Source organism: Phaeobacter sp. JH204B (genome assembly GCF_048055755.1).
GTDB classification, from domain to species: domain Bacteria; phylum Pseudomonadota; class Alphaproteobacteria; order Rhodobacterales; family Rhodobacteraceae; genus Phaeobacter; species Phaeobacter bryozoorum.
Window position 1 is genome coordinate 70,038 of record NZ_JAYMXF010000012.1, and the last position, 23,765, is coordinate 93,802.

The 23,765-nt window shown below is 62.6% G+C and carries 20 protein-coding genes; 7 read left to right on the forward strand and 13 right to left on the reverse strand.

What is annotated here, in order from left to right:
* Window positions 1-10 precede the first annotated feature (10 nt).
* Together VXL81_RS07665 and cysE are read left to right on the forward strand one after the other, a co-directional pair.
* Complete coding sequence (locus tag VXL81_RS07665; protein WP_340545781.1) at window positions 11-307, forward strand: hypothetical protein; 297 nt, start codon at window positions 11-13, stop codon at window positions 305-307.
* Window positions 308-606: 299 nt separating this feature from the next.
* On the forward strand, window positions 607-1,422 hold the full coding sequence (gene cysE, locus VXL81_RS07670) for a serine O-acetyltransferase (protein WP_340545780.1): 816 nt from the start codon (window positions 607-609) through the stop codon (window positions 1,420-1,422).
* A gap of 372 nt (window positions 1,423-1,794) precedes the next feature.
* Here the strand turns inward: cysE and VXL81_RS07675 are convergent, their stop codons facing one another.
* On the reverse strand, window positions 1,795-2,601 hold the full coding sequence (locus VXL81_RS07675) for a hypothetical protein (RefSeq protein WP_416553638.1): 807 nt from the start codon (window positions 2,599-2,601) through the stop codon (window positions 1,795-1,797).
* Between the two features lie 65 nt (window positions 2,602-2,666).
* The gene (locus tag VXL81_RS07680; RefSeq protein WP_416553640.1) at window positions 2,667-3,029 is read right to left on the reverse strand and encodes a hypothetical protein; all 363 of its coding nucleotides are present in this window, start codon (window positions 3,027-3,029) and stop codon (window positions 2,667-2,669) included.
* A 238-nt stretch (window positions 3,030-3,267) separates the two neighbouring features.
* Here VXL81_RS07680 and VXL81_RS07685 point away from each other — a divergent pair, with 238 nt between their 5' ends.
* Window positions 3,268-4,131, forward strand: coding sequence for a hypothetical protein (locus VXL81_RS07685; RefSeq protein ID WP_416553642.1), 864 nt, complete (start codon window positions 3,268-3,270; stop codon window positions 4,129-4,131).
* A gap of 436 nt (window positions 4,132-4,567) precedes the next feature.
* On the opposite strand, the gene VXL81_RS07690 is transcribed toward VXL81_RS07685, so the two are convergent.
* From VXL81_RS07690 to VXL81_RS07710, 5 genes are all read right to left on the reverse strand, one after another.
* Window positions 4,568-5,905 carry a pyruvate dehydrogenase complex dihydrolipoamide acetyltransferase gene (locus VXL81_RS07690; RefSeq protein ID WP_416553644.1) on the reverse strand — a complete coding sequence of 446 codons (1,338 nt, stop codon included), beginning with the start codon at window positions 5,903-5,905 and terminating at the stop codon, window positions 4,568-4,570.
* 12 nt (window positions 5,906-5,917) lie between these two features.
* Window positions 5,918-7,303, reverse strand: a complete 1,386-nt coding sequence (locus VXL81_RS07695) for a pyruvate dehydrogenase complex E1 component subunit beta (protein WP_416553646.1) — start codon at window positions 7,301-7,303, stop codon at window positions 5,918-5,920.
* 16 nt (window positions 7,304-7,319) lie between these two features.
* Window positions 7,320-8,333: a pyruvate dehydrogenase (acetyl-transferring) E1 component subunit alpha gene (gene pdhA / locus VXL81_RS07700; protein WP_340545752.1), complete on the reverse strand. Its 1,014-nt coding sequence runs from the start codon at window positions 8,331-8,333 to the stop codon at window positions 7,320-7,322.
* 303 nt (window positions 8,334-8,636) lie between these two features.
* Window positions 8,637-8,936 (reverse strand): FtsB family cell division protein, encoded by a 300-nt coding sequence (locus tag VXL81_RS07705; protein ID WP_340545751.1) that lies wholly within the window; start codon window positions 8,934-8,936, stop codon window positions 8,637-8,639.
* Between the two features lie 256 nt (window positions 8,937-9,192).
* A complete protein-coding gene (locus VXL81_RS07710) occupies window positions 9,193-10,383 on the reverse strand; it encodes a phosphoglycerate kinase (protein WP_340545750.1) in 1,191 nt (396 codons plus the stop codon).
* Between the two features lie 193 nt (window positions 10,384-10,576).
* On the opposite strand from VXL81_RS07710, the gene VXL81_RS07715 reads away from it, so the two are divergent.
* The 3 genes from VXL81_RS07715 to VXL81_RS07725 all read left to right on the forward strand — a co-directional run bounded on the left by VXL81_RS07715 (window position 10,577) and on the right by VXL81_RS07725 (window position 12,836).
* On the forward strand, window positions 10,577-11,083 hold the full coding sequence (locus tag VXL81_RS07715; RefSeq protein WP_416553648.1) for a peptidylprolyl isomerase: 507 nt from the start codon (window positions 10,577-10,579) through the stop codon (window positions 11,081-11,083).
* Window positions 11,076-11,627: a peptidylprolyl isomerase gene (locus VXL81_RS07720; protein WP_340545748.1), complete on the forward strand. Its 552-nt coding sequence runs from the start codon at window positions 11,076-11,078 to the stop codon at window positions 11,625-11,627. The genes VXL81_RS07715 and VXL81_RS07720 overlap by 8 nt, the downstream gene beginning before the upstream one ends.
* Window positions 11,628-11,828: 201 nt before the next feature.
* Entirely contained in the window at window positions 11,829-12,836 is a 1,008-nt protein-coding gene (locus tag VXL81_RS07725; protein ID WP_416553650.1) for a DUF3179 domain-containing protein, read from the forward strand.
* A gap of 88 nt (window positions 12,837-12,924) precedes the next feature.
* Here VXL81_RS07725 and VXL81_RS07730 read toward each other — a convergent pair whose 3' ends face one another.
* The 6 genes from VXL81_RS07730 to VXL81_RS07755 all read right to left on the reverse strand — a co-directional run bounded on the left by VXL81_RS07730 (window position 12,925) and on the right by VXL81_RS07755 (window position 19,960).
* Window positions 12,925-14,421, reverse strand: a complete 1,497-nt coding sequence (locus tag VXL81_RS07730; RefSeq protein ID WP_416553652.1) for a calcium-binding protein — start codon at window positions 14,419-14,421, stop codon at window positions 12,925-12,927.
* 225 nt (window positions 14,422-14,646) lie between these two features.
* Window positions 14,647-15,891 (reverse strand): calcium-binding protein, encoded by a 1,245-nt coding sequence (locus VXL81_RS07735; protein WP_416542216.1) that lies wholly within the window; start codon window positions 15,889-15,891, stop codon window positions 14,647-14,649.
* Between the two features lie 247 nt (window positions 15,892-16,138).
* Entirely contained in the window at window positions 16,139-16,681 is a 543-nt protein-coding gene (locus tag VXL81_RS07740) for a bactofilin family protein (RefSeq protein ID WP_416534837.1), read from the reverse strand.
* The gene (locus VXL81_RS07745) at window positions 16,671-18,002 is read right to left on the reverse strand and encodes a DUF5930 domain-containing protein (protein ID WP_340545744.1); all 1,332 of its coding nucleotides are present in this window, start codon (window positions 18,000-18,002) and stop codon (window positions 16,671-16,673) included. Before VXL81_RS07745 ends, VXL81_RS07740 begins: the two co-directional genes overlap by 11 nt.
* A 461-nt stretch (window positions 18,003-18,463) precedes the next feature.
* Window positions 18,464-19,342 (reverse strand): ferritin-like domain-containing protein, encoded by an 879-nt coding sequence (locus VXL81_RS07750; RefSeq protein WP_416553654.1) that lies wholly within the window; start codon window positions 19,340-19,342, stop codon window positions 18,464-18,466.
* A gap of 156 nt (window positions 19,343-19,498) precedes the next feature.
* Window positions 19,499-19,960, reverse strand: a complete 462-nt coding sequence (locus VXL81_RS07755; protein WP_340545742.1) for a peroxiredoxin — start codon at window positions 19,958-19,960, stop codon at window positions 19,499-19,501.
* Between the two features lie 100 nt (window positions 19,961-20,060).
* Between VXL81_RS07755 and VXL81_RS07760 the strand changes: the two genes are divergently transcribed.
* The gene (locus tag VXL81_RS07760; protein WP_416553656.1) at window positions 20,061-23,711 is read left to right on the forward strand and encodes a DUF3971 domain-containing protein; all 3,651 of its coding nucleotides are present in this window, start codon (window positions 20,061-20,063) and stop codon (window positions 23,709-23,711) included.
* The last annotated feature ends 54 nt before the right edge of the window (window positions 23,712-23,765 follow it).

Genomic DNA, 23,765 nt, shown 5'->3' on the forward strand with positions numbered 1-23,765 from the left:
CGGGGCGGGGATGCGACGGCCTATCCTGCCCGGTGATATCACCAGCACCGCCCGCGCCCTGCTGGCGGTGGCCCCGGCGCAGCGGCGCGCGCTGTGCCAGCGGATCTTTGCCGGGGCGGCGCAGGCGGTGCGCCATCTGCGCCGCCACCGGCGGCTTTGCCCGCGCTGGGGCGATGGCTCCCTGAGTGCTGCGGCGCGGAAATTCCCGCTGGCGGATGAGCCGTTTTATGACGCGCCGGACTATCTGGCCTGTACCCGGCTGGTGCTGGCTGAGCTGGCGCGTCATATCAGGCATAACCCGGGCTAGCGGCTGCCGGATGCCTTGTGATGAGGCTGTTGCGGCGCCTCAACGACGCTGGCAGCGTCTGTGCCGGGCGGCCATTTGACAGCCTGTGGCACCGTCAATATCGGGCCTGCACAGCCCCTGTGCATCGGGGCACGGGAGCTGGTGCGACGGGTGATCACCAATAAAAACAACGGGCTGTCGGTGCATGACTGCGCAGCCGGGGCAAAAGATCAGCAGATCCGATGGCTCTCATCACGGATTTGCGGTTGGCCTTTTTGCGCTGGGGGAGGTACTCTGGTTGCAACACAGGAGGCAGAGCCATGCTTGAGACGCGCCAGGCCGTCAGTTCCGTCGATCCCGTCTGGGATCAGATCACCACCGAGGCGCAGGACGCCGTGCGCCGCCAGCCGCTGATGGGCGGGCTGATCCATGCCTGCATCCTGCATCATACCTCGCTTGAGAAGGCGCTGTCCTATCGCATCGCGGCGAAGCTCTGCTCCAATGAGATGTCGATGGTGATCCTGCGCGAGATCGTCGACCGGGCCTATGACGAAAACCCGGATCTGATTGCCGCCGGGCGCGCCGATCTGATGGCGGTCTATGAACGCGATCCCGCCTGCCACCGGCTGTTGCAGCCGATCCTCTATTTCAAGGGGTATCAGGCGGTCCAGGCCTATCGGGTGGCGCATTGGCTGTGGCAGCAGGGCGATTACGATCTGTCCTATTTCTTCCAGATGCGGATTTCCGAGATCTTTGGCGTTGATATCCATCCGGCGGCCAGAATTGGCCGGGGCATCATGATCGACCACGCGCATTCCATCGTCATCGGCGAGACGGCGGTGGTGGGCGACAATGTCTCCATGCTGCATTCGGTGACCCTGGGCGGCACCGGCAAGGAAGAGGAAGACCGGCACCCGAAGATCGGCAATGGCGTGCTGATCGGCGCTGGCGCCAAGGTGCTGGGCAATATCAAGGTGGGCCATTGCAGCCGTATCGCGGCAGGATCGGTGGTGCTGGCCGAGGTGCCGCCCTGCAAGACCGTTGCGGGCGTGCCGGCCAAGATTGTCGGTGAGGCCGGCTGCGACCAGCCGTCGGTCAGCATGAACCAGGTGCTGGGCGGCGACAAGCCGCAGTAGGCCGCGCCGCTTTGCAGGTCTGGGCATGGCGGGCGGTGCGCGTGCCGCCATCGGTGCATTTGTGAGTATTTTTGGAAAAATGACGATGGAGAGCGGCAGCGCTGGCGGCCCCTTTTTTGGTGGGGTGTGGGAGGTGCGGATGGTTGCCGGTCGGGTAAGTCGCTGTCCAGCCCGAAGCCGACATTCATGCGGGGCGAAGCGCAAGGTTTGCTGCATGCGCGAGAGATCCGGCCAGACTTATCGTAAGCGGACTTTCGTAAAGGCATGGTGGACCTAGCGGATACTGCGTCCCGCTCCAAGATCAGTGGAGCGCAGTAAGTCAAAAGTGCAAAGTCGGTTGGCCGTCATATGCCTTTAACGTTCTGTTTCCGCTTAGATGTTGCCTTCAAAGCCCTCTGGGTAAGATCGCCCCATCTGTTGAAAGCTCTCCTCCCCAGCGCTATTTATTCGTAGAATGGCACTGCTGGGCAAAGGTGAAGTGACGTATAGATCAAATTCTTTTCGGTCACTAGGGTAACCGAATTTAGCTGTGAATGTTGCTATTGCCGCTTGAGCCGAACTGTGAACGTGTCCGCTAACTGACATGGGAACCGCAACCTCAAGTACTCGCGGGCGACCGATCTTAGAAAGCTTTGCTTTTAGTTTGTCATCCCGCAAATGGAATGAAGCCGCCTCTCCTCCCCAGATACCCAAAAGCTCTTCTAGGCCGCCATCGCAGATGGTTAGTGGGTGAGAGGTCATCCAGAACATTCCCTCTCTTATATCCTGCTGGGTCTGAAAGGGGCTCGCGTCTTGCAAAATTTCGACTTCGTCTTCTATCAAACTACCTGCGCTGGCAAGCTTAGCGAGGCGGGCACGCAAACTTTCAGGTGTTGAGAGATGTATACCTTCGCTGAGTAGAGTTTCGACTTCGTCATCCGTTAGCCGCGTATTATGGAAAGCCCTGATGGACCGCGACTTCATGAGATTAGATATGAGCCCCTCAACACCAAAGAAAGACCTCGCAAACACATTTTCAGGACGAACAGGTGGGCGGTCGAAAATTGATGCCCGATGGTAAGTATTGAATATTTCCTGTTCACGGAGAAAATAGTTGCAGAGAGTCTCAGTGTTGCTTTCAAGAACCGCAAGCAATTCAGCATCGAAGGTGTTCACATTCCATAAGTCTATGATTTTCATCAACTAAAGCCCACTCCTTTTAATGGCACCCCGTGCTTCCTGAAAAATTGCGGGACTGTATTCTTTTACTCTTCGTAATGAGGGCCATCCACGGTGACGTTAGACAAATCAAGCCCATCTTGCATCAGTACTAGACAGAATCGTTTGAAAAACGAAAAGAACTTTGGGCCAGACATCTCAATGTCTACAGCTCGAATATTGCTGGCAGGATCACCGAAACTACCTTTTTGTAGATAGATGAGAACACTTGGCTCATATTCATTACCATGGTTTCCACTGAAGGAAATTCTGTAACCGATGACCCGCTCGTCATCCATCGCATGACCGTGTTCTACCAGGTACTCCTTCATACTCTCGGTGTCAGACCGGTCTGCTGCAACAGACCCTTTAAAATCGTTGTACTGAACAGATGCTACGAAATCAGACATTTTCTACTCCAGGTCGTTTGGAGGGATTTTACTCAACCCTTTTCTGGGTCACTAGTATTGCAACCTGCTCTCCACGACAACACCTTCAGTTTGCGACGTCGCTGCGACCGTTTTTCAGCACCGCCGCAAGTCGACTTAGAGCACTTAGCCGCTACTTGGCTGCCTATCCGATTTAGACGCGATCATATCTATTGATGGTCTCCTCGATTGGGATAATGTCAGCCCAGTGGGGGGCTAGATGACATTCACGACGCTTGAGCAGGAGGCCATAGTTCTAAATGCCGCAATGGGCATGGTGGACGATATGGTGAACCACGCCATATTTTGTTCGCCGGGCGAGGTGAGAGAAAACACAAATCTCCTGCCTCAGACGTCGGACACCCTACGACAGTTCGCAATCCTGCTGCGCGATTTCCTTTCGCCGGTCACTGGGAGGGGGCAAAGACCGATGCCTTTCGGCCTGCCAAAGCCGCCCCAAGGCGGCAAGGCTACCGATCATACTACACTCTTTTATCTTGCGCGCATTTGCGAGAACCCGTTGTTAGGGAGCGATACAAAAAACCTTTCTATACAGGTTCATCATTTTATTGAATGGCTTGAATGCTCCGCCTTTGTTCCGGGAGTACGGTTGTCGAGCATCGAGGTGGAGGTCAATTTAACTATTAAGCGCATCGACTTCATTCGCATGGGTGGAGACATCGGGAAGCACAATTTCCTGCGTCTCGGCGGACAAGCTGCCAAACTGATAAGAATCCTCGGGGAGCACGGCGTTACGATTAATGAGAGCCAAGCCTATGCGGCGTTACCGGATTGCTGGGATTGGTTTCACACTCACTTGTTCGCCTACCATGCGAGCACGATAGCGGAATTCCTGAACAACATACGTTATGCCATTCGGCTCTATGTCGAGCCCGCCGCAAGATCTCGCTATCGGGTCACAGGAATAATCGACGATTACCTCGAAACCTACACCTATGACCGGCCCGCCGAGATCAAGTGCGAGTTTGCATGGGGGCAATATTATGACTTGCTGAACAGCACGCGGCGAAGACCAAACTTTCCGCAGTTCAGCGTGACGCAATCGTTGAAGAACCGGTTCTGAAAGGCTTACCGACTACGCTCCAAGCGAGCATCATGGGAAACGAGCAAGTCCGCTACCATCTCCCCTGAACCTAGCGCCACAAGGCTGCTCCCCTTAAGCGAATAGATGTTTTTGCCCAGTCAGCGAAAGCTAACATCGTCCGAACCCCCTCCGTTCGATTGTGGTTGGTTGATGCGCTTGCGGCGAAGGTCTGCTGTTCTCATTGCTCATACAGCATGCGTCCGCCGCCCAGTTGCCAGATCCTGCCACTTTGCAATTGTCGCTGTCTGCGCGTCGCTGTCTCTGGCAATCGTCCAGCTGCGCCCGCGTGCGGGAGGCTTAAGTGGCCTTTTGAGCAAGGCACCCGTTCCACAAAACAAGACACCCGCTCCACAAAAAAGGACCGGAGCGCTGCGCCGGTCCTTTCCTTTTGCTTGTCCAGTTGACCTGTGGCGGTTTAGGCCAGCATCATCATCGGGTTTTCAAGGTTGTCCTTGATCGCGTTCAGCAGTTCGGCGCCAAGTGCGCCGTCGATGACGCGGTGGTCGACGGACATGGTCACCGACATGACGGTGGCCACGGCCAGTTCGCCATCCGCACCGACAACCGGTTTTTTCACCCCTGCGCCGACGGCAAGGATGCCTGCGTGCGGCGGGTTCACGATGGCGTCGAAATTGTCGATGCCGAACATGCCGAGGTTGGAGATCGCAAAGCTGCCGCCCTGATATTCATGCGGCGCAAGCTTGCGGTCGCGGGCGCGTTTGGCGAGGTCTTTCATCTCCGTCGACAGCGTCGAGAGTGATTTGGTCTCGCTGTTCTGCAGAACGGGTGTGAACAGGCCGCCCTCGATCGCGACCGCGACCGCCACATCGGAGGCCTCCATCTTCAGCACGCGGTCACCGGCCCAGACGGCATTGGCATCCGGCACGGCCTGCAGCGCCAGGGCGCAGGCCTTGATGATGAAGTCGTTGACCGAGAGTTTGACGCCACGGCCCTCGAGCTGTTTGTTCAGCTCGCCGCGGAACTTCAGCAGCGCATCCAGCTGGATGTCGCGGCGCAGGTAGAAATGCGGCACCGTCTGCTTGGCCTCGGTGAGGCGGGCGGCGATGGTCTTGCGCATGCCGTCCAGTTTGACCTCCTCATAGCTGCGGCCTTCGTACATGCGGGCGACCTGATCGGCGGAGGGGCCTGTGGGGGCGGCGGCTGCGGCAGGGGCTGCGGCGGCTGCCGGAGTGGCTGCTGCCGGGGCGGCGGCGGCCTGTGGTTTGGCGTTTTCCACATCGGCCTTCACGATGCGGCCACGGGGGCCGGAGCCGGAGATGGCGGCCAGATCCAGCCCTTTGTCAGCCGCGATACGGCGCGCCAGGGGCGATGCAAAGATGCGGTTGCCATCGGCGCCCTGCGGGGCTGCGGGCGCGGGTGTTGCCGCAGCGGCGGCCTCTGCCGGCGCCGGGGAAGAGGCCGGGGCGGCTTCCTCGGACGCCGCCGGGGCGGCCTCGTCTGCCGCGGCGGTGGGGGCAGCCGGGGTGGCGCCGATGTCGTCGGCGCTTTCGCCCTCTTCCAGCAGCACGGCGATGGGGCTGTTGACCTTCACGCCTTCGCTGCCTTCGGGGATCAGGATCTTGCCGATCACCCCTTCGTCGACGGCTTCGAATTCCATCGTCGCCTTGTCGGTTTCAATCTCTGCCAGCAGGTCGCCGGAGGCGACGGTGTCGCCTTCCTTCACGAGCCATTTGGCAAGGGTGCCTTCCTCCATGGTGGGAGAGAGGGCGGGCATCAGGATTTCTGTGGGCATCGCTGTCTCTCCTTACCGGTAGGTCACTTGTTTCACCGCTTCGATCACCTCATCGGTGGTGACCAGCGCGTGTTTTTCGAGATTGGCGGCATAGGGCATGGGCACGTCCTTGCCGGTGCAGGTGATGACGGGGGCGTCTAGGTAATCAAACGCCTCCTGCATCACCACGGAGGAGATATAGCTGCCAACAGAGCCCTGCGGCCAGCCTTCCTCAACTGTAACCAGACGGTTGGTCTTCATCACCGATTTGATGATGGAGCCGGTGTCCATCGGGCGCAGGGTGCGCAGGTCGATGACCTCGGCGCTGATGCCATCCTCGGCCAGTTTCTCCGCCGCTTCCAGCGCATAGGTCATGCCGATGCCAAAGGAGACGATGGTGACGTCAGTGCCTTCCCGCCAGATCCGGGCCTTGCCAAAGGGAACGGTGTAATCATCCAGCTTCGGCACTTCAAAGGATTTGCCGTAGAGGATCTCGTTCTCGAGGAAGATCACCGGGTTGTTGTCGCGGATCGCGGTTTTCATCAGACCCTTGGCGTCGGAGGCGGAGTAGGGCATCGCCACCTTCAGGCCGGGGATCTGCATGTACCAGGCGGCGTAATCCTGGCTGTGCTGCGCGCCCACGCGGGCAGCGGCACCGTTGGGACCACGGAACACCATCGGTGCACCCATCTGACCGCCGGACATATAGAGCGTCTTGGCGGCAGAGTTGATGATGTGGTCAATCGCCTGCATGGCGAAGTTGAAGGTCATGAACTCCACAATCGGGCGCAGACCGCCAAAGGCCGCACCGGTGGCGATGCCGGCAAAACCATGTTCGGTGATCGGGGTGTCGATCACGCGCTTGGAGCCGAATTCGTCCAACAGACCCTGAGAGATCTTATAGGCACCCTGATATTCGGCGACTTCCTCGCCCATCAGGAAGACATCGCCGTCGCGGCGCATTTCCTCGGCCATGGCGTCGCGCAGGGCTTCGCGGACCGTGGTCTGCACCACTTCGGTGCCCTCGGGCCAGTCCGGGGTGGTGTCCACCTCGGGTGCGGCGGGGGCTGCGGCAGCAGCGGCGGCGGTTGTGGGCGCCGCAGGTGCCTCTGCCGCCGGCGCTTCGCTTGTGGAGGGCGCGGATGCTGCAGGGGCCGCATCGGGGTCGTAGCTTTCGCCGTCTTCCAGCAGCACGGCGATCGGGCTGTTCACCTTTACGTTCTCGGTGCCTTCACCGATCAGGATCTTGCCGATGACGCCTTCGTCAACGGCTTCGAATTCCATCGTCGCCTTGTCGGTTTCGATCTCGGCCAGAATATCGCCGGAATTTACTGTATCGCCCTCTTTGACCAGCCATTTGGCCAGGGTGCCTTCCTCCATGGTCGGCGACAGGGCGGGCATCAGGATTTCAGTTGCCATATCGTATTACGTCCCCTCAGGCGGTTTCTTGCGGCAGCTCATCCGCATAAATATCGGTCCAGAGTTCATCGAGCGCCGGTTCCGGGCTCTCCTTGGCGAAGTCTGCGGATTTGTTGACGATGTCCTTGATCTCTTTGTCGATCACCTTGAGGTCGTCCTCGCTTGCATGTTTGCCGGTGAGCAGCATGTCGCGGACCTGTTCGATGGGATCGCGTTCCTCGCGCATTTTCTGCACCTCTTCGCGGGTGCGGTACTTGGCGGGGTCGGACATGGAGTGGCCACGGTAGCGGTAGGTCTTGACCTCAAGGATATAGGGGCCTTTGCCTGCGCGGCAGTGGGCGACGGCGCGTTCGCCGGCCTCTTTCACGGCCAGCACATCCATGCCGTCGACTTCCTCGCCCTTGATGCCGTAGGCTTCGCCGCGTTTCCACAGGGCGGGGGATTTGGTCGAGCGCTGCACCGAGGTGCCCATGGCGTATTGGTTGTTCTCGATCACGAAGACGACCGGCAGATCCCAGAGCTGGGCCATGTTGTAGGTCTCGTAGACCTGACCCTGGTTGGCGGCGCCATCACCGAAATAGGCGAATGTCACGCGGTCGTTGCCTTTGTATTTGTCGGAGAAGGCGAGGCCTGCGCCCAGTGGCACCTGCGCGCCGACGATGCCGTGGCCGCCGTAGAAATGTTTCTCTTTCGAGAACATGTGCATCGAGCCGCCTTTGCCCTTTGAGTAGCCGCCTTCGCGGCCGGTCAGCTCGGCCATGACGCCGTTGGGGTCCATGCCACAGGCCAGCATATGGCCGTGGTCGCGGTAGGAGGTGACGCGTTTGTCGCCCTCTTCGGCGGCGGCCTCAAGGCCGACAACAACCGCTTCCTGTCCGATGTAGAGATGGCAGAAGCCGCCAATCAGACCCATGCCATAGAGCTGGCCTGCCTTTTCCTCGAATCGCCGGATCAGCAGCATCTCGCGGTAGTACTCGAGTAGCTCTTCGGCAGAAACGTTTGGTTTCTTGACACTTTTTCTCGCAGCCATAGTGGCGGGCTCCCCCTTAAGGCTAGATAGTTTAATGCTAAACTAGTTCATAATGGATTTTGTTACGTCATGCGAGTGTTATTATGACGTGCCGTCACCAAGGGGTAAAGGCGATGGTGTTTCACCAGTGTTTCAGCGGTGTTCCGGGGCGTTGACCTGAGGGCTGATCGGGGGCTGGCCTGCGGCGTGGGGTATCGGCTGGCATTGCGCGGCGCAGCCTTGCGCCCGCCGGACAGCAAAACGCCCGCGAGCGAGGCTGCGGGCGATCACATGTTTCAGAGCGGTCTGCGCCGGGGCGGCTGTCTAGCGGATGACGATTTCATCCGAGCGCAGCAGGCCCAGAACGGAGCGGGCCTGTTCATCCAGCAGGTCCAGATCGAGGTAATCATCGGACAGCCGGTGGGTGAGGTTCTCCATCTGCGCGGTCTCACGCTTCAGCTGGTCGAGATCCTGACGCAGCGCTTCCACTTCGGCCTGGATCTCGACCCGCCTGAACAACCCGAAATCCCCCTGCACGGCAGCGAAGGTGAAATATGCGCTCAGCGCGAATGCAATCGTGGAAAAGACGAATGCACCCAGAGAGGGACGATTGGTTCGGGTCACGGTGATGGCCTGTATGATCTGCTGCTCAAGTCTCGCGCCGGTTTACCCGGCGTCTGCAACAATACTGCCACAGGCATCATGGTTTGTGAAAGGTGAAAATTGTTAATTATGAACATTCTGACGCAAAAACGCACCCCAACCGGATGGCAGGGGTGCGAGGTGTTAACAAGTGGTTAACGGATCTTGCGGGTCTCCGCGATCTTAACCTTTTGGCGGCGGTACCGGCCTCCGGCCTGCAACAGGTGGCAGATTCGGCTCAGCCCTCCAGTGCGGCGACGCCGGGCAGGGTCTTGCCCTCCATCCATTCCAGGAAGGCACCGCCCGCGGTGGAGATATAGGTGAAATCAGCCGCGGCCCCGGCCTGATTGAGGGCCGCAACGGTATCGCCGCCCCCCGCGACGCTGACCAGCGCACCGGATCTGGTCAGCGCGGCGGCCTGTTGTGCGGCGGCATTGGTGGCGGCATCGAAGGGCGCGATTTCAAAGGCGCCCATGGGGCCATTCCAGATCAGCGTTTTGGAGGCGGAGAGTGTATCGGCGACGGCAGCGACAGTCTGCGGGCCTGCGTCGAGGATCATCGCATCGGCGGGGCAGGCGTCGGCGGCGACGGTTTCATTGTCGGCCCCGGCCTTGAATTCGCGTGCGACGACGACGTCGACGGGCAGGATGATCTTGCAGCCTGCGGCCTCGGCTTTGGTCAGGATCTCGCGGGCGGTGTCGGCCATATCGTGCTCGCAAAGCGACTTGCCGACATCAATGCCCTGTGCGGCGAGAAAGGTATTGGCCATGCCGCCACCGATCACCAGATTGTCGACCTTGCCGACGAGGTTGCCCAGCAGTTCCAGCTTGGTGGAGACCTTGGCACCGCCAACCACGGCGGTGACCGGGCGCTGGGGTTGGCCGAGGGCTGCGTCAAGCGCTGTCAGCTCAGCCTCCATCAGGCGGCCAGCACAGGCGGGCAGCAGACGGGCCAGCGCCTCGGTCGAGGCATGGGCGCGGTGGGCGGCGGAGAACGCATCGTTGCAATAGATATCGCCCAGCTGGGCCATCTCAGCCGCAAGAGCGGCGTCATTCTTCTCCTCGCCCGCGTGGAAGCGGGTGTTTTCCAGCAGCAGTACGGCACCTGCGGGCAGGCCCGCCAGCGCGGCCTCGGCGGCGGGGCCACGGCAATCGGCGGCAAAGGTCACCGGCGCGTCGAAGGCGGCTTCCAGGGCGGGCACCAGCGGGCGCAGCGACATCTCTGCGACAACCTTGCCCTTGGGGCGGCCGAAATGGGCCAGCAGAATCGGGGTGCCGCCCTTGGCGAGGATATCCTTGACCGTTGGGGCGACGCGCTGAATGCGTGTGTCATCGGTGACGCGGCCATCCTCGACCGGGACATTGATATCGACGCGCACCAGAACGCGCTTGCCTGCCAGGTCCATCTTGTCGAGTGCGGTCCAGCCCATGATCATATCCTTCTGTTGGTCGCGTGTGTTGGTCGTGCTGTGCGAGGCCAGTCGCGCGGAGGCGGGCTGGCGCTGTTGGCGCGATGTTTCGGGGCTTTTTGCCGCCCAGTCAATGCTCCGTGACCAAAGCTCCCTTGGCAATCGGCGGCGCGGGGCTTAACTATCGGGCGAATGCAAAGCACAGGAGGGCCACATGGCCGAGATCAAGGATCCCGAAAACACCATCATCATTGAGCTGAAAGACGGCAAGGTGGTGATCGAGCTGCTGCCCGATGTGGCCCCCCAGCACAGCGCACGCATGAAAGAGCTGGCCCGTGGCGGTGAATATGACAATGTGGCGTTTCACCGGGTGATCGACGGCTTTATGGCGCAGACCGGCGACGTGCAGCACGGCGATATGGAAGACGGGTTCAACCTGCGCATGGCAGGCACCGGCGGCTCTGACCTGCCGAATGTGCCGGCGGAATTCTCCAAGCTGCCGCATGACCGTGGCACGCTGGGCGCGGCGCGCTCCGCCAACCCGGATTCGGCCAATTCGCAGTTCTTCATCAACTTCAAGGACAACCATTTCCTGAACGGTCAGTACACGGTCTATGGCCGCGTGATCGAAGGTATGGAACATGTCGATGCGATCACCCGTGGCGAGCCGCCTGCGAACCCCGACCGCATGATCAGCGTCAAGGTGGCAGCCGATGTATAAGCTGGCAGCGGTATTTGCGCTGATGGCGGGGCCTGCGCTGGCTAGCGGTCTGGAGATCGCGGTCGAGGGCGAGGGCGCCAATGGCACCATCAAGATCGACCTGTTCGAGGATGTGGCCCCCAAACATGTCGAGCAGATCACTGCGCTGGCAGCCGAGGGCAAATATGATGGCGTGGTGTTTCACCGCGTGATCGAAGGCTTTATGGCGCAGACCGGTGATGTGGAATTCGGCAAGCTGGGTGGCGATATGCGCCGCGCAGGCATGGGCGGTTCCGAGCGCTCGGACCTGCCGGCCGAATTCTCCGATCTGGAGTTCGATCGCGGTGTGGTCGGCATGGCCCGCTCGCAGGATCCCGACAGCGCCAATTCGCAGTTCTTCATCATGTTTGCGCCGGGGCATTTCCTCAATGGTCAGTACACCATTGTGGGCAAGGTGACCGAGGGCATGGATGTGGTTGACGCGATCAAGCGCGGCAGCAGCAGTCAGAACGGCGCCGTTGTCGGCCAGCCCGACGTGATGAAAACCGTCACAGTGACTGAGTGATCCTGCGATCCGGCCTGCCGGATTGACCTGATATATATTGCAACGGCCCGTACCCTGCGTGGTGCGGGCCGTTTGCTGTTTCAGCCTGGGATACGCGCGCCTGTCACGGGCTTGTGCGGTGCATGTGAGGGGATTTTGCGGCAGGCTGTGCGCCTCAAGATCAGTTGCGAAGCTGGTCGCAGGTCAAGGGGGAGCGCAGAGATGTCACGGCTGGCGATAGGGAAACGGGATCCGCTGCGCGCTGGGACGGTCGGCGCTGTGCTAGCGGCTTTGCTGGTGATGCTGGGCGCTGTTGCGGCGGCTGATCCGGCGCAATGGGCGCGGGAGTGGCCGCAGACCGATTTCAGCCGCTCCGCCGTGGCCAGCTGGGATGAGATCAAATCCGGTGGTCCGCCAAAGGATGGCATTCCGGCGCTGAGCGATCCGGCGTTTCACCCGGCGGCGCAGGTGACGGGGCTGAGTCCCGCCGAACCGGTGGTGGTGCTGGATCTGCCGGGGCAGGCGGCGCGGGCCTATCCGCTGCGCTACCTGATCTGGCATGAAATCGTCAATGACCGTGTCGGTGGCACGCCGGTTGCGATCACCTATTGTCCCTTGTGCAATTCCGCCATGAGCTTTGACCGGCGGGTGGCTGGCCGCACCCTGAGCTTTGGCGTCACCGGCAAGCTGCGCCAGTCCGATATGGTGATGTATGACCGCGAGAGCGAGAGCTGGTGGCAGCAGGCCACGGGCACCGGCATCGTGGGCGAAATGACGGGCCGGGAGCTGCGTCAGCTGCCGAGCTGGCTGGACAGCTGGCAGGCATTTCGCGCCGCCTACCCAAAGGGTCTGGTGATGGCTGAGCCGCGCCACAACCGCAGCTATGGCCGCAATCCCTATCAGGGCTATGACCGGTCGAACTGGCCGTTTCTTTATGATGGCGCGCCGCCGCCCCATGGTATCGCGCCGCTGGCGCGTGTGGTGCGGGTGGGGGACCGGGCCTGGCCCCTGGCGCGACTGGCGGCGGCCGGGGAAATCCGCGAGGCGGGGGTGGTCCTCAGCTGGCGGGCCGGGCAGGCCTCGGCGCTGGATGCCGGGCAGCTGGGCAAGGGGCGCGACGTCGGATCGGTGCGGGTGCGGGGACAGAACGGTGCGGATCTGGCCCATGATGTGATGTTTGCCTTTGCCTATCATGCTTTCTGGCCCAAGGGGCGCTGGATGCTGGAGTGAGGAGGCGGTGCACAACCGAGTTCTGCACGAAAAAGAGGGCGCACCGGCAAAGGCGCGCCCATAGCCATATTCTGAGAGCGGTATCTAATCAGAACAGGAAGTTATCGGTGTCCATTAGCTGATCGACGGTCACGTCTTCGACCAGCAGGGAGACATTGGCGAAGGTGACGCGCACATCCGCGCCGAGCTGTGCAAATCCAAGGTGGTCGATGCGGGTTGCACCGCGGGTGATCTCGATCACATCCTCGCCAAGGCGGAAATCGGTGATGGTGTCCTGACCGGAACCACGGCCAAAGACAAAACTGTCGGCACCGCTGCCGCCGGTCAGGCGGTCATGGCCGGACTGACCGATGAGCCGGTCAGCGCCGTCGCTGCCAAACAGCGTGTCATGCCCGCGCCCGCCCAGCAGGAGATCATCGCCGGCATCGCCGCGCATCACGTCGTGGCCACCGCCGCCGCTGAGCCGGTCGCTGCCGGTACCGGCGGTCATCGTGTCATTGCCGCGCCCACCGGTCAGGCTGTCGTCGCCGGTTCCGCCGATGATCAGATCGCGCCCGTTGCCACCGTCAAGCCGGTCATTGCCGTCGCCGCCATCAAGCGTATCGGCGCCACTACCGGCCCTCAGCGTGTCGTGGCCTGCGTTGCCGTCAAGGCTGTCGTGGCCGCTGCCGCCAATCAGCAGGTCATTGGCATTTTCGGCCGGGCCAATCTCGTTGTCGCCACGCAGGGTGTCATTGCCAGCGCCGCCGATCAGCGTGTCATTGCCAAGACTGCCACGCAGGTTGTCGTGACCGGCCTCACCGGAGAGGTGATCGTCCCCCAGCTCGCCGTCGAGGAAATCATTGTTGCGCCCGCCCGACAGGGTGTCGGCGCCGGTGCCGCCCAGCAGGAAATCCTTACCCGCGCCGCCGGTGATGCTGTCATTGCCGCCCCGGCCATGGATCATGTCGGAGCTGTTGCTCTCCGCCGCGTTTCGGGTGGTCAGGATATCGTCGGCGCTGCCGCCTTCCTGAATATGCAAGGTCTGGGTGGCGAGGCGCACCGTCTCCACGCTGAGCAGCAGGTCCGGTCCGGCCCGCGTCGTGAGCTGCGCGCCTGCGATGTCGTCAAAGGCAAAGCTGTAGCTGGTGATCCCCTCCGCCAGTCGCAGCTCATCCTCGCCGGGGCCGCCGATGATGGTATCATTGCCGCCGCCTGCCTGAATGGTGTCGTTGCCGCCAAACCCCTGGATCCGCTCGCCACCGTTCCAGGCCGAGGTGATGGTGTCATCCCCCGCCAGCGCCAGTGCCAGCAGCGAATAAAGGTCACTGGTGGCAATCATCTGCGAGGGCAGGCTGAAGCCGCTGACCGACAGGATCAGGGTCTGGTGGTGGAACAGGGTAAAGCTGTTGAGCGGGCTGTCCGCAGTCAGATTGCCGGTCTCGTCAAAGGTGAACCTGCCCTGAAACACCAGCACAAAGTCGCGGTATTGCACGGCGATCTGGGTCTCGGATGTGCTGAGAACAGCCACTTTGGTAAAGTCGAAGTCGTTGAAATCAAACGGCGGCGCCATATTTGACGCGGCCGCTACAAAAAGCTCTGCCATGGTCTGACCTGCTGCCTGAATGCCCGTTGCATCTTTTTGATGCTTTTGTCGGGAACCTAGGGGGCGGGTCTGGATCGGGGAAGTCTCGGGTTAACGAATAATTAACCTTTGTTAATTCTGTTGCGAAAACTCTGCACCGTGTGCATCGCGGACTTGTCGCCTGTGGTATTGAAAAAGGCGCCCCGATTGGGGGCGCCCGTGGTCAGTGCTGATCTGCGATATCGCTCAGAAGAGGAAATTGTCCGCCGCCTCGATCTGCTCAAGCGTGCTGTTCTCGACCAGAATGGTGACATCGGCAAAGGCAATCTGAACATCGGCGCCCAGCTGGGTGAAGGTGAGATCCTCGACCCCATCCGCGCCACGCCCGATCTGAATAAGATCCTCGCCAAGGGTGAAATCGGTGATGACATCGCTGCCATAGCCACGATGGAAGACAAAGGTATCGGCGTGAGCGCCGCCGGTCAGCGTATCGTCACCCTCCTGACCGATCAGCCGGTCGCTGCCGCCATCACCATAGAGGCGGTCGTCTCCCTGGCCGCCCAGGAGTGTATCCTGGCCGGAGTTGCCGCGCAGGAGGTCGTGACCTGACTGACCGCGCAGCTGGTCATTACCGCCGCCGCCGATGAGTTTGTCACCGTGGGACCCGCCGACGATAATATCGTTGCCAAGATCGCCAGCCAGCCAGTCACGCCCGGTGCCGCCAAGCAGGAGATCATCCCCATCGCCGCCTTTCAGCGTGTCATGGCCCGTGCCGCCGAGCAGGCGATCGTTGCCTTCTTCGCCCAGCAGCATGTCGCGCCCGGAGAGGCCAGAGAGCGTATCGGCGCCACGTCCACCAAGCATCATGTCGCTGGTCAGCTGGGCATCCTGATCGCCGCTCAGCGTGTTGTCGAAACTGCTGCCGGTGCGCAGCGCGAAGCTGCGATTGGCAAATTGCAGCTGTTCGATCGACACCAGCGTGTCGCGGCCATCGGCGGACTCCAGCGTGATGGTTCCATAGAAGGACGACGCGGAAGCGCGGCCAAAATTGTCGTTGATGATCAAACGATCGGTGCCAGTGCCGCCATTTACATAGTCATTGCCGGTGCCAAGGCTGATGACATCGTCGCCGCCATAGGCCAGCCAGCGGTTGCCCTCGGTCATGTTGGAGGTGATGGTATCATCACCGGTCAGCAGCGCAGCTTCGAGAGCGCTGCCGCTGGACGAGGCGAACCGATAGAAGTTCATCGAAAATTCGCTGAAGGAATAGACCGTTGTCCTGCCGGTCGCCACGGACATGGAGTTCACGGTCCACAGGTAGGGAGAGGATGAGGTGAAGGTTCCGGTCAGGGTGACCGAGGTATCGCTGGGGGAGGTAAAGTACAGCCGGTTGCTGGTTCGGCTACTCAGGCTTAGACCTGCAAACCCAAGATCGTTGATGCCATCCAGGGTCAGCGTTCCGGTGGGATCATTTACAGTAAAAATTGCCATAACAGAAAGAGATCCTGATGAGAGATGCAGCAGACCAAATGCCTGCAACTTTAACGGTCTCGTACACTCAGCAACCTATGCCTGCAAGATCCGCGCCTAAGAATCGCGCTGCATTCACCGGGCGACGTCGCGTCCGCGTGCTGGGATAGTCGGGTCAGACGGGCAGATGACCATGGCGCAGCAAAAACGCCGCAGGCGGAACCTGCGGCGTTGATTTTTTGTCGATACGGCCGATGGAAGGCTCGGATCAGCTCTCGGCTTTATGCGCGGCGGTGGCTGCGGAGACGGCGGCGGAGGGGGCCGGTGCCGGGGCTGCGGCGCGGGGCGCTGCGGCTTTGCCGGGGTTCAGCGGGTCGTCCTGACGCTGCACGGAGCCTTCGAAATGGGCGCCGCTTTCGATTGCGATGGTCTTGTGGATGATGTCGCCCTCGACGCGGGCGGTCGAGGTCAGGCGCACCTTCAGGCCGCGCACACGACCGACGATGCGGCCATTGATCACCACGTCATCGGCGGTCACTTCGCCCTTGATGGTGGCGCTTTCGCCAATGGTCAGCAGATGGGCGCGAATATCGCCTTCGACCGTGCCTTCGACCTGGATATCGCCGGTGGTCTTGAGGTTGCCGGTGATGTGCAGATCCGAGCTGAGCACGGAGGCCGGTGGCTTGGCCTTGGGCGCGGTGGCCTTGAAATCGCTGGCGGGCGGAACCGGAGCGGAAGACGGCGCAGGTGCCGCAGGGGTTGCTTCGGCCGCTTTCTGGCCGGGCTCGTTGATTTTGCTTTTAGAAAACATTTCTCGCAGCCTTGATATAGATCATCGGGTTTACGGGGTTGCCATTGACCCGAACCTCGTAGTGGAGGTGGGTCCCGGTGGACCGTCCGGTGTTACCCATATCAGCAATGTGATCCCCGCGCGAGACCCTTTGACCGACCTTCACGCGGAGTTTCGAATTATGGGCATATTTCGTCTCAATGCCAAAGGCATGTTGAATTGTCACAAGTTTTCCGTAGCCGGATTGCCAGCCGGCATGAGTCACCACGCCATCGGCGGTGGCAAAGATATCGGTGCCGGTCTGTCCGGCGAAATCGGAGCCTTTGTGCAGGCGGCGGCCGCCGGTTTTGGGGTCGCGACGATAACCAAAGCCGGAGCTGCGGCGCACCAGGTTGAGGTTCACCGGCGAGGCGAAAGGCGCCTTCTGCGCGGCCAGCCGATAAAGGTTCAGCTGGTTCATCTGGTGCAGCAGGTCGTTGGCTCTGCGCTCTTCGCGGGTGGGTTCCTCACCGCGCGTGGACAGGGCTAAAGGGCTGAGCGGACCGCCCTGACCGCTGTAACCGCGCCGGACCTGTTCAAGGATACGGTCGGTGGGCATTCCGGCGCTGCGGAACATCTTGTCGAGGGGGGCGACGGAGACTTCCATCGCCTCTTCCAGCTGGCGGAAGATCTGATCGTTACGCTCATCCATCAGCCGCAGTTCCAGCTCCAGCGCGTCGCGCTGTTCAAGCGCGGATTGGGCATTGGCTTCGATCTGGTCACGCTCCGCGGCGGTTTCGGCCAGCGCCTCGGCCATGAATTCCATCTGCACGGGCGCGCTGACGGCCATCAGCTGGGCCGGGCTGTCGGCGGCGGTTTCCTGTTTCAGCGCGGCGAGGGCGTCGCGGGCGGCTTCGCGATCCTTCATGGTCTGGCGCAGAGTGGTCTGGATCACCTCGATGCCGGTTTCCAGCTCACGGCGGCGGGTCTCGGAGGCCAGCAGCTCGGATTGCATGGAAGAAATCTGCGTCAGAGCGGCGTTGAACCGTTCCTGGGCGGCCAGCGCCTCGGCGGCGCGGTCGTTGCGCTCGCTCGACAGCGCATTGAGCCGCGCACGATAGGTCATCTGGTCGCGCTTGGCCTGTTCGCGGAAATTGCCGGAGCCGATGCTGTCCATCAGCACGATGGCGGTGGCGACGATGGACCAGGCCACCAGCAGCGCCATGCCGGCAAAGGCGATGAGCTGGGTTTCGGAGCGCAGCCGGATGAAACGGGTATCCGTGTCGGATTTAAGGAACACACGTCGCTCCGGGAAACGACGTTCAAGAAATGCGTGAATTTTGATTGCCAGACGTGTTCGCACGCTTTGGTCCTTGTCCTGCCCCAGTTGTCGCACTGCCTGTACCGGCGCTCCTCCTGCCGGTGTGACGGTCGGTTCCGGTCCCCCTCGGAGCGCCCCTGTCGCAGTGCCTGGACGCGCAGATACGCGCCATGGCGAAAGGGAATAGCCAGCCGGAGGAATTTGGGCAAGCCTGTTGGCCCGGTGTTCGGCGGGAGGGCGCGGAAACCGCGCGGCAGGGCGAAGATCAGCGGGTGAATGAGCGAAAAATCGCCGATAACCGCCCGATCCGGGGTGTGAGGCCGGTAATGGGGCTGCGGCGGTCGGCTGCCGACACGGGGCAGGCTTACCGGATCGGAGGGGTGTTCAGGTCAGGTTGCTGGACCGTCTGCGGCGTCCTGCGCAGGCCGCTGGGAGCGCGCGCTATTGGCCACTTCGCAGAGCCGATGGCGCCGCGCCCCGCACCTGTTGTGGCTGTGGGTGGCCTAGCGCAGGGCCCGGGGCTTCATCGGGTTATCTTCGGTGAGCGGCCAGTAGAAATCTGGCGGGATGCCCGCCTCGGCACGTTTTTCCTCGTTGAAGGGCGGTTTCAGATGGCCATGGAAATATCGACCGACGAGATCGTGAAAGACCTCTTTCGGGTCCAGATTGTCGCGCCCGCAGAGGAAATGGAACCATTTCGATCCATAGGCCACATGGCTGACCTCTTCGGCGTAGATCACCTCCAGCGCATCAACCGCCTGGGTGAGCTTGGCCTTGCGGAAAATCTCGATCATGCCGGGGGTCACATCCAGGCCGCGCGCCTCAAGCACCATCGGCACGACGGCGAGCCGGCCCATCAGATCCTCGGCGGTGTCCTCGGCGGCGCGCCACATGCCGGCATGGGCCGGAAGATCTCCGTAATGGCTGCCCAGTGCCTCAAGACAATCACACATCAGATTGAAATGTTTCGATTCTTCATCTGCCGCCTTGACCCAGTCGTCAAAGAAGCCAAGCGGCATCGGCACATGAGAAAAGCGGGCGATGATGTCCCAGTGCAGATCCACCGCATTCAGTTCGATATGGGCTACCGCATGTAGCAGCGCCTTGCGGCCGGCCTCTGATCCGGGGCGGCGGCGCGGCACATCGCGGGGGTTCAGCAGCTCCGGGCGCTCGGGGCGGGCCGGGTGCAGCGGCGGGTTGGCGGTGCCGATCTCGATCTTATCCGCATCACCGGCGCGCGAGGCAAACCAGTGCGCGGCGTGGCGACGCGACAGCGCGGTTTTCTCGCGTCCGTCGGCGGTGGTCAGCACCTGCTGCGCCATCTGCGCAAGGGTGAGCGGGGCGGTGGTCTCGGCTGCGGTCTGCGGGGCGTCGCTGGTCATCTGGGCGGGTCCGTTACTGGCGGTGGGCTGCTCTTGTCCCTCCCTGCCACCGGCGGCTGTGGCGCGCAACCCGATAGGCGGCCCCGCGTCAGGCCGATCTGGATCAGCGGGGCGGCCGGCACGGTGGGCGGAATGGCTGGCGGGATGGGGCGGCGTTCAGAGCGCCTGCGCCGCCTCCAGCACCTCGGCGACATGGCCGTCAACCTTCACCTTGCGCCAGATCCGGGCGATATTGCCCTCGGCATCGATGAGGAAGGTCGAGCGTTCGATCCCCCAGTGTTTCTTGCCGTACATGTTCTTTTCTTTCCAGACGCCATAATCCTCGCAGGTGGTGCCGTCGGCGTCGGACAGAAGCGGCGTGGTCAGCCCGTGTTTGGCGACAAATTTGTCGTGTTTGGCAACCGGATCCTTGGAGATGCCATAGACCACGGTTCCGGCATCGGCAAAGGCCTGCAGGTGCTCGGAAAATCCGATGGATTCCTTGGTGCAGCCCGGGGTATCATCGCGGGGGTAGAAAAACAGGACAACGGCCTTGCCGCGCAGCTCCTCCAACGTCACGGTGCCACCGCCGTCGCGGGGCAGGTTAAAGGAGGGCGCTGGGTCTGAGGGGGCGAGCATAAGTTAAGGTCTCCAAAACGGTTTCGCAGGGTTTGCGTGCCATAGTTAGGCCATCACGGGCAAAGGGAAAGCAAGGATTAAACCGGTCTCACCCATAGCGGTGGATCCCGAGCGGGAGCCATCTTCCTCTGTGTCGGCGCAGGCCACGCAGGAGGCTGCACCCGATGGGGCTGCGGCGGATGAGGATGTGGCTGTTGCGCGCGCGGTGCCGCCGCCGGAGGGGGTTGTCTATCTGGGCCCCGATGAGGCGCCACCGGCAGAACCGGTGGAACAGGCGGTGCCGGGGCCTCGTGCGTCGGACGGGATTTCGGCCGGGGATCTGGGCATTCCTGCGGCGGCAGGGGCTGATCTGCCGCCCGCGGCGACGGCGCGCGCGCGGCCCCAACGGCGACTGCTGCGGCGGATGCTGCGCAGTGCGACCATCACCGCCGTGCTGCTGGCGCTGCTGGCAAGCGGGGTTGTCTTTCTCGGGCTGGGCACGCGCATAGATGCGCCGGACTGGCTGCGCGACCGGGTAGAGCGGCGGATCGAGCAGCACCTCGGCGGTCTGAGCATTGAATTCGGTGCCATTCATCTGGTGGTGAACAGGGGCTGGCGGCCCCGTGTCAGCCTGCGCGATGTGACCCTGCGCGATGAGACCGGCGCGCGGGTAGCGCGGCTGGCGGACGCGCAGGCCTCGCTGGCGATGCGGCCGCTGCTGCGCGGGCAGATCCGACCCAAGACGATCATGCTGAGCGGTCTTTACGGCACGCTGCGGCGCGACAACAGTGGCGGTCTGGCGCTGAGTTTGGCCGAGGGGGAGGCGCCGCTGCGGCAGGCCGCCACCCTGCCTGCGCTGATCGAACAATGGGACCGGCAGCTGGAACTGCCGGTGCTGTCGGCGCTGGTTGCGGTGGAGACCGAGGCGCTGACCCTACGCTATGAGGACGCGCGGCTGGGTCGGGTCTGGACGCTGGATGGCGGCAGCATCCGCATGGGCCGCAGCGGACAGGAGATTGAGCTGGCCGCCGGGTTCTCGCTGCTGAGCGGGCGCGATTATGTCGGCACGGTCGAGGCGAATTACAGGTCAGCCATTGGCGACAAGGCGGCGGATTTCGGTGTCCTGGTCAATTCGGTGGCGAGCAATGATATCGCCGCCCAGAGCGCCGCGCTCGGTTGGCTGGATGTTCTGGACGCGCCGATTTCGGGCTCTCTGCGCGGTGCCATCAGCAGCGAGGGTGCCTTGTTGCCGGTCTCTGCCAGCTTGCAGATTGGCGAGGGGGTGATCCAGCCCACCGCCGCCACCCGCCCGGTGCCGATCACCGGCGCGCAGAGCTATTTCACCTATCTGCCCGCGCGGCAGGAGCTGCAGTTCAACGAGCTGTCGGTGAACAGCGGCTGGGGCTCCGGCTCGATGGAGGGGCGGGCGCGGCTGATCGGGGTGGAGAACGGCCAGCTCACCGATCTGGTGGGGCAGCTGCGGTTTCAGGACCTGAGCCTCAATCCGGCGAAACTCTATGAGGCGCCGCTGGATCTGGCGGGGGTGACGGCGGATTTCAAGCTGGAGATGGCGCCGTTTCGGCTGCGTCTGGGCGAGATGCTGGTGCGTGACGGTGAGACGCGGATCCTGCTGGATGGCGAGATTTCGGCGGGGCAGACCGGCTGGGATTACGCGCTGAACGGACGCGCCAACCGGATGACCGCCGAGCGGCTGAAAGAGGTCTGGCCTGCCGCAGCCCCGCCAAAGCCGCGCGAATGGGTGCGCGAGAACCTGCTGGCAGGCTATGCGCGCGATGTGAATTTCGCGCTGCGTGGCCAGGGCACGGCAAAGCCGTTTGTCTATCTGGATCTGGCATTCGAGGAGGCGGCGGTCCGGTTTCAGAAAACGCTGCCGCCGCTGCGCGATGCGGCGGGGCAGTTCAGCCTTTATGGCAACCGTCTGGTGGTGATGGCGACAAAGGGCTGGGTGACGGCGGATCAGGGCGGGCGCGTGGATGCGGCGGGTACGTCGTTCATCATTCCTGACACTTCGGTGAAGGACGGCGCGCCGGGGATTGCCCGGATCGAGGCCACAGGCCCGGTGACGGCGGCGCTGTCGCTGCTCAACCGTCCGCCGCTGTCGGTGATGGACAAGGCCGGGTTGCCGGTGGATCTGGCGACGGGGCAGGTTGCGATCAGCGGCACGCTGGCGGTGCCCCTGCGCAAGGGCGTCACGCCCGAGGAGATCACCTATCACTACCGAGGGCGCCTGCGTGATGTCAGCAGCGATGTGCTGGTGCCGGGTCAGCGCGTGGCGGCGAAGGCCCTGAGCCTGAGCGGCAATCAGGACCATGTGCAGATCGAGGGCGGTGGCGCGCTTTCCGGGGTGCCGGGCAGCCTGATCTGGCGGCAGGCGGTGGGACCGGCGGCGGAGCGGGTGCTTGCGGCTGCGGGCGGGGCCGCGCCGGTGCGGGTCAGCGGCACCATCGAACTGTCGCAGAACACGATTGATACGTTTGATATCGGCCTGCCTGCGGGATCGGTATTCGGACGCGGCGAAGGCCGTTATGAGGTGGTGATCGACAAGGGGCAAGCGCCGCGGCTGACCCTGGAAAGCGATCTTGCGGGGCTGGGGCTGCGCATTCCGGCGCTGAGTTGGCGGCTGAGCGAGGCAGGCACCGGCCAGCTGAAACTCAGCGCGACCCTTGGGGAGACGCCGGATGTGCAGGCGCTGTCGCTGGAGGCGGCGGGGCTGCGGGCGGCCGGTGCCATCACGCTGGAGCCGGGCGGTGGTCTGCGCCGGGCGCGGTTTGACCGCGTTGACCTGCAGGGCTGGTTCCGGGGCGCTGTCGATCTGGTGGGGCGCGGCGCGCGGTCGCCGGCCATCAATGTGCTGAACGGGGTGCTGGATCTGCGGCAGATGCCCGATGGTTCCGGCGGCAGTGGCAGCAGCGGTGGTGCCTCTGGCGGCACCGGGCCGATCAGCCTGCAACTGGACCGGATGCAGGTCACCGACAGTATCGCGCTCACCGGTTTTGCCGGGCGGTTTTCCACCACTGGCGGTGTCAACGGCAACTTCACCGCGGCGCTGAACGGGCAGACCGGGGTCAGCGGCGTGGTGGTGCCCAAGGATGGCGGCTTTGCCACCCGGATCCAGTCTCAGGATGCCGGCGGGGTGTTCCGCGCGGCGGGGGTGCTGCGCCATGGCTCTGGCGGGACATTCGACATGTCGCTGGTGCCGGCCCCCGGCGCCCCCGGCGAATATGACGGCCAGATCGAGGTCAAGAACACCCGGATCAAGGACGCCCCCGCAATGGCGGCGCTGCTGAATGCGGTCAGCGTTGTCGGGCTGATCGACGCGCTGGCCGGGCAGGGCATTCTGTTCACCACGGTGGAGGCGAGGTTCAGGCTGGGGGCGACCCATCTGATTGTCCATGAAAGCAGCGCGGTGGGGCCGTCGATCGGCCTGTCGATGGACGGCAATTACGATCTGGAGCGCAGCGTGCTGAACATGCGCGGGGTGGTCTCGCCGATTTATCTGCTCAACGCCATCGGCCGCGTCTTTACCCGCAAGGGTGAGGGGCTGATCGGCTTTGCCTTTACGCTGAAGGGCACGGCGGATGATCCTCAGGTGCAGGTGAACCCGCTGTCGGGGCTGGCGCCGGGGATGTTCCGCGAGCTGTTTCGCGGACCGGCGCCGCGGCTGCCGGGGGAGGAGCCGCCAGCCCCCGCCGTGCCGCGCGCCGAACGCGACAGGCCGAGCTATTCGGTTTCGCCGGGCGAAGACCGCTAGGGCGACCCGCTGCCATCGGACCATCCATGGGCCATTCTAAGGCGATCCATGGAC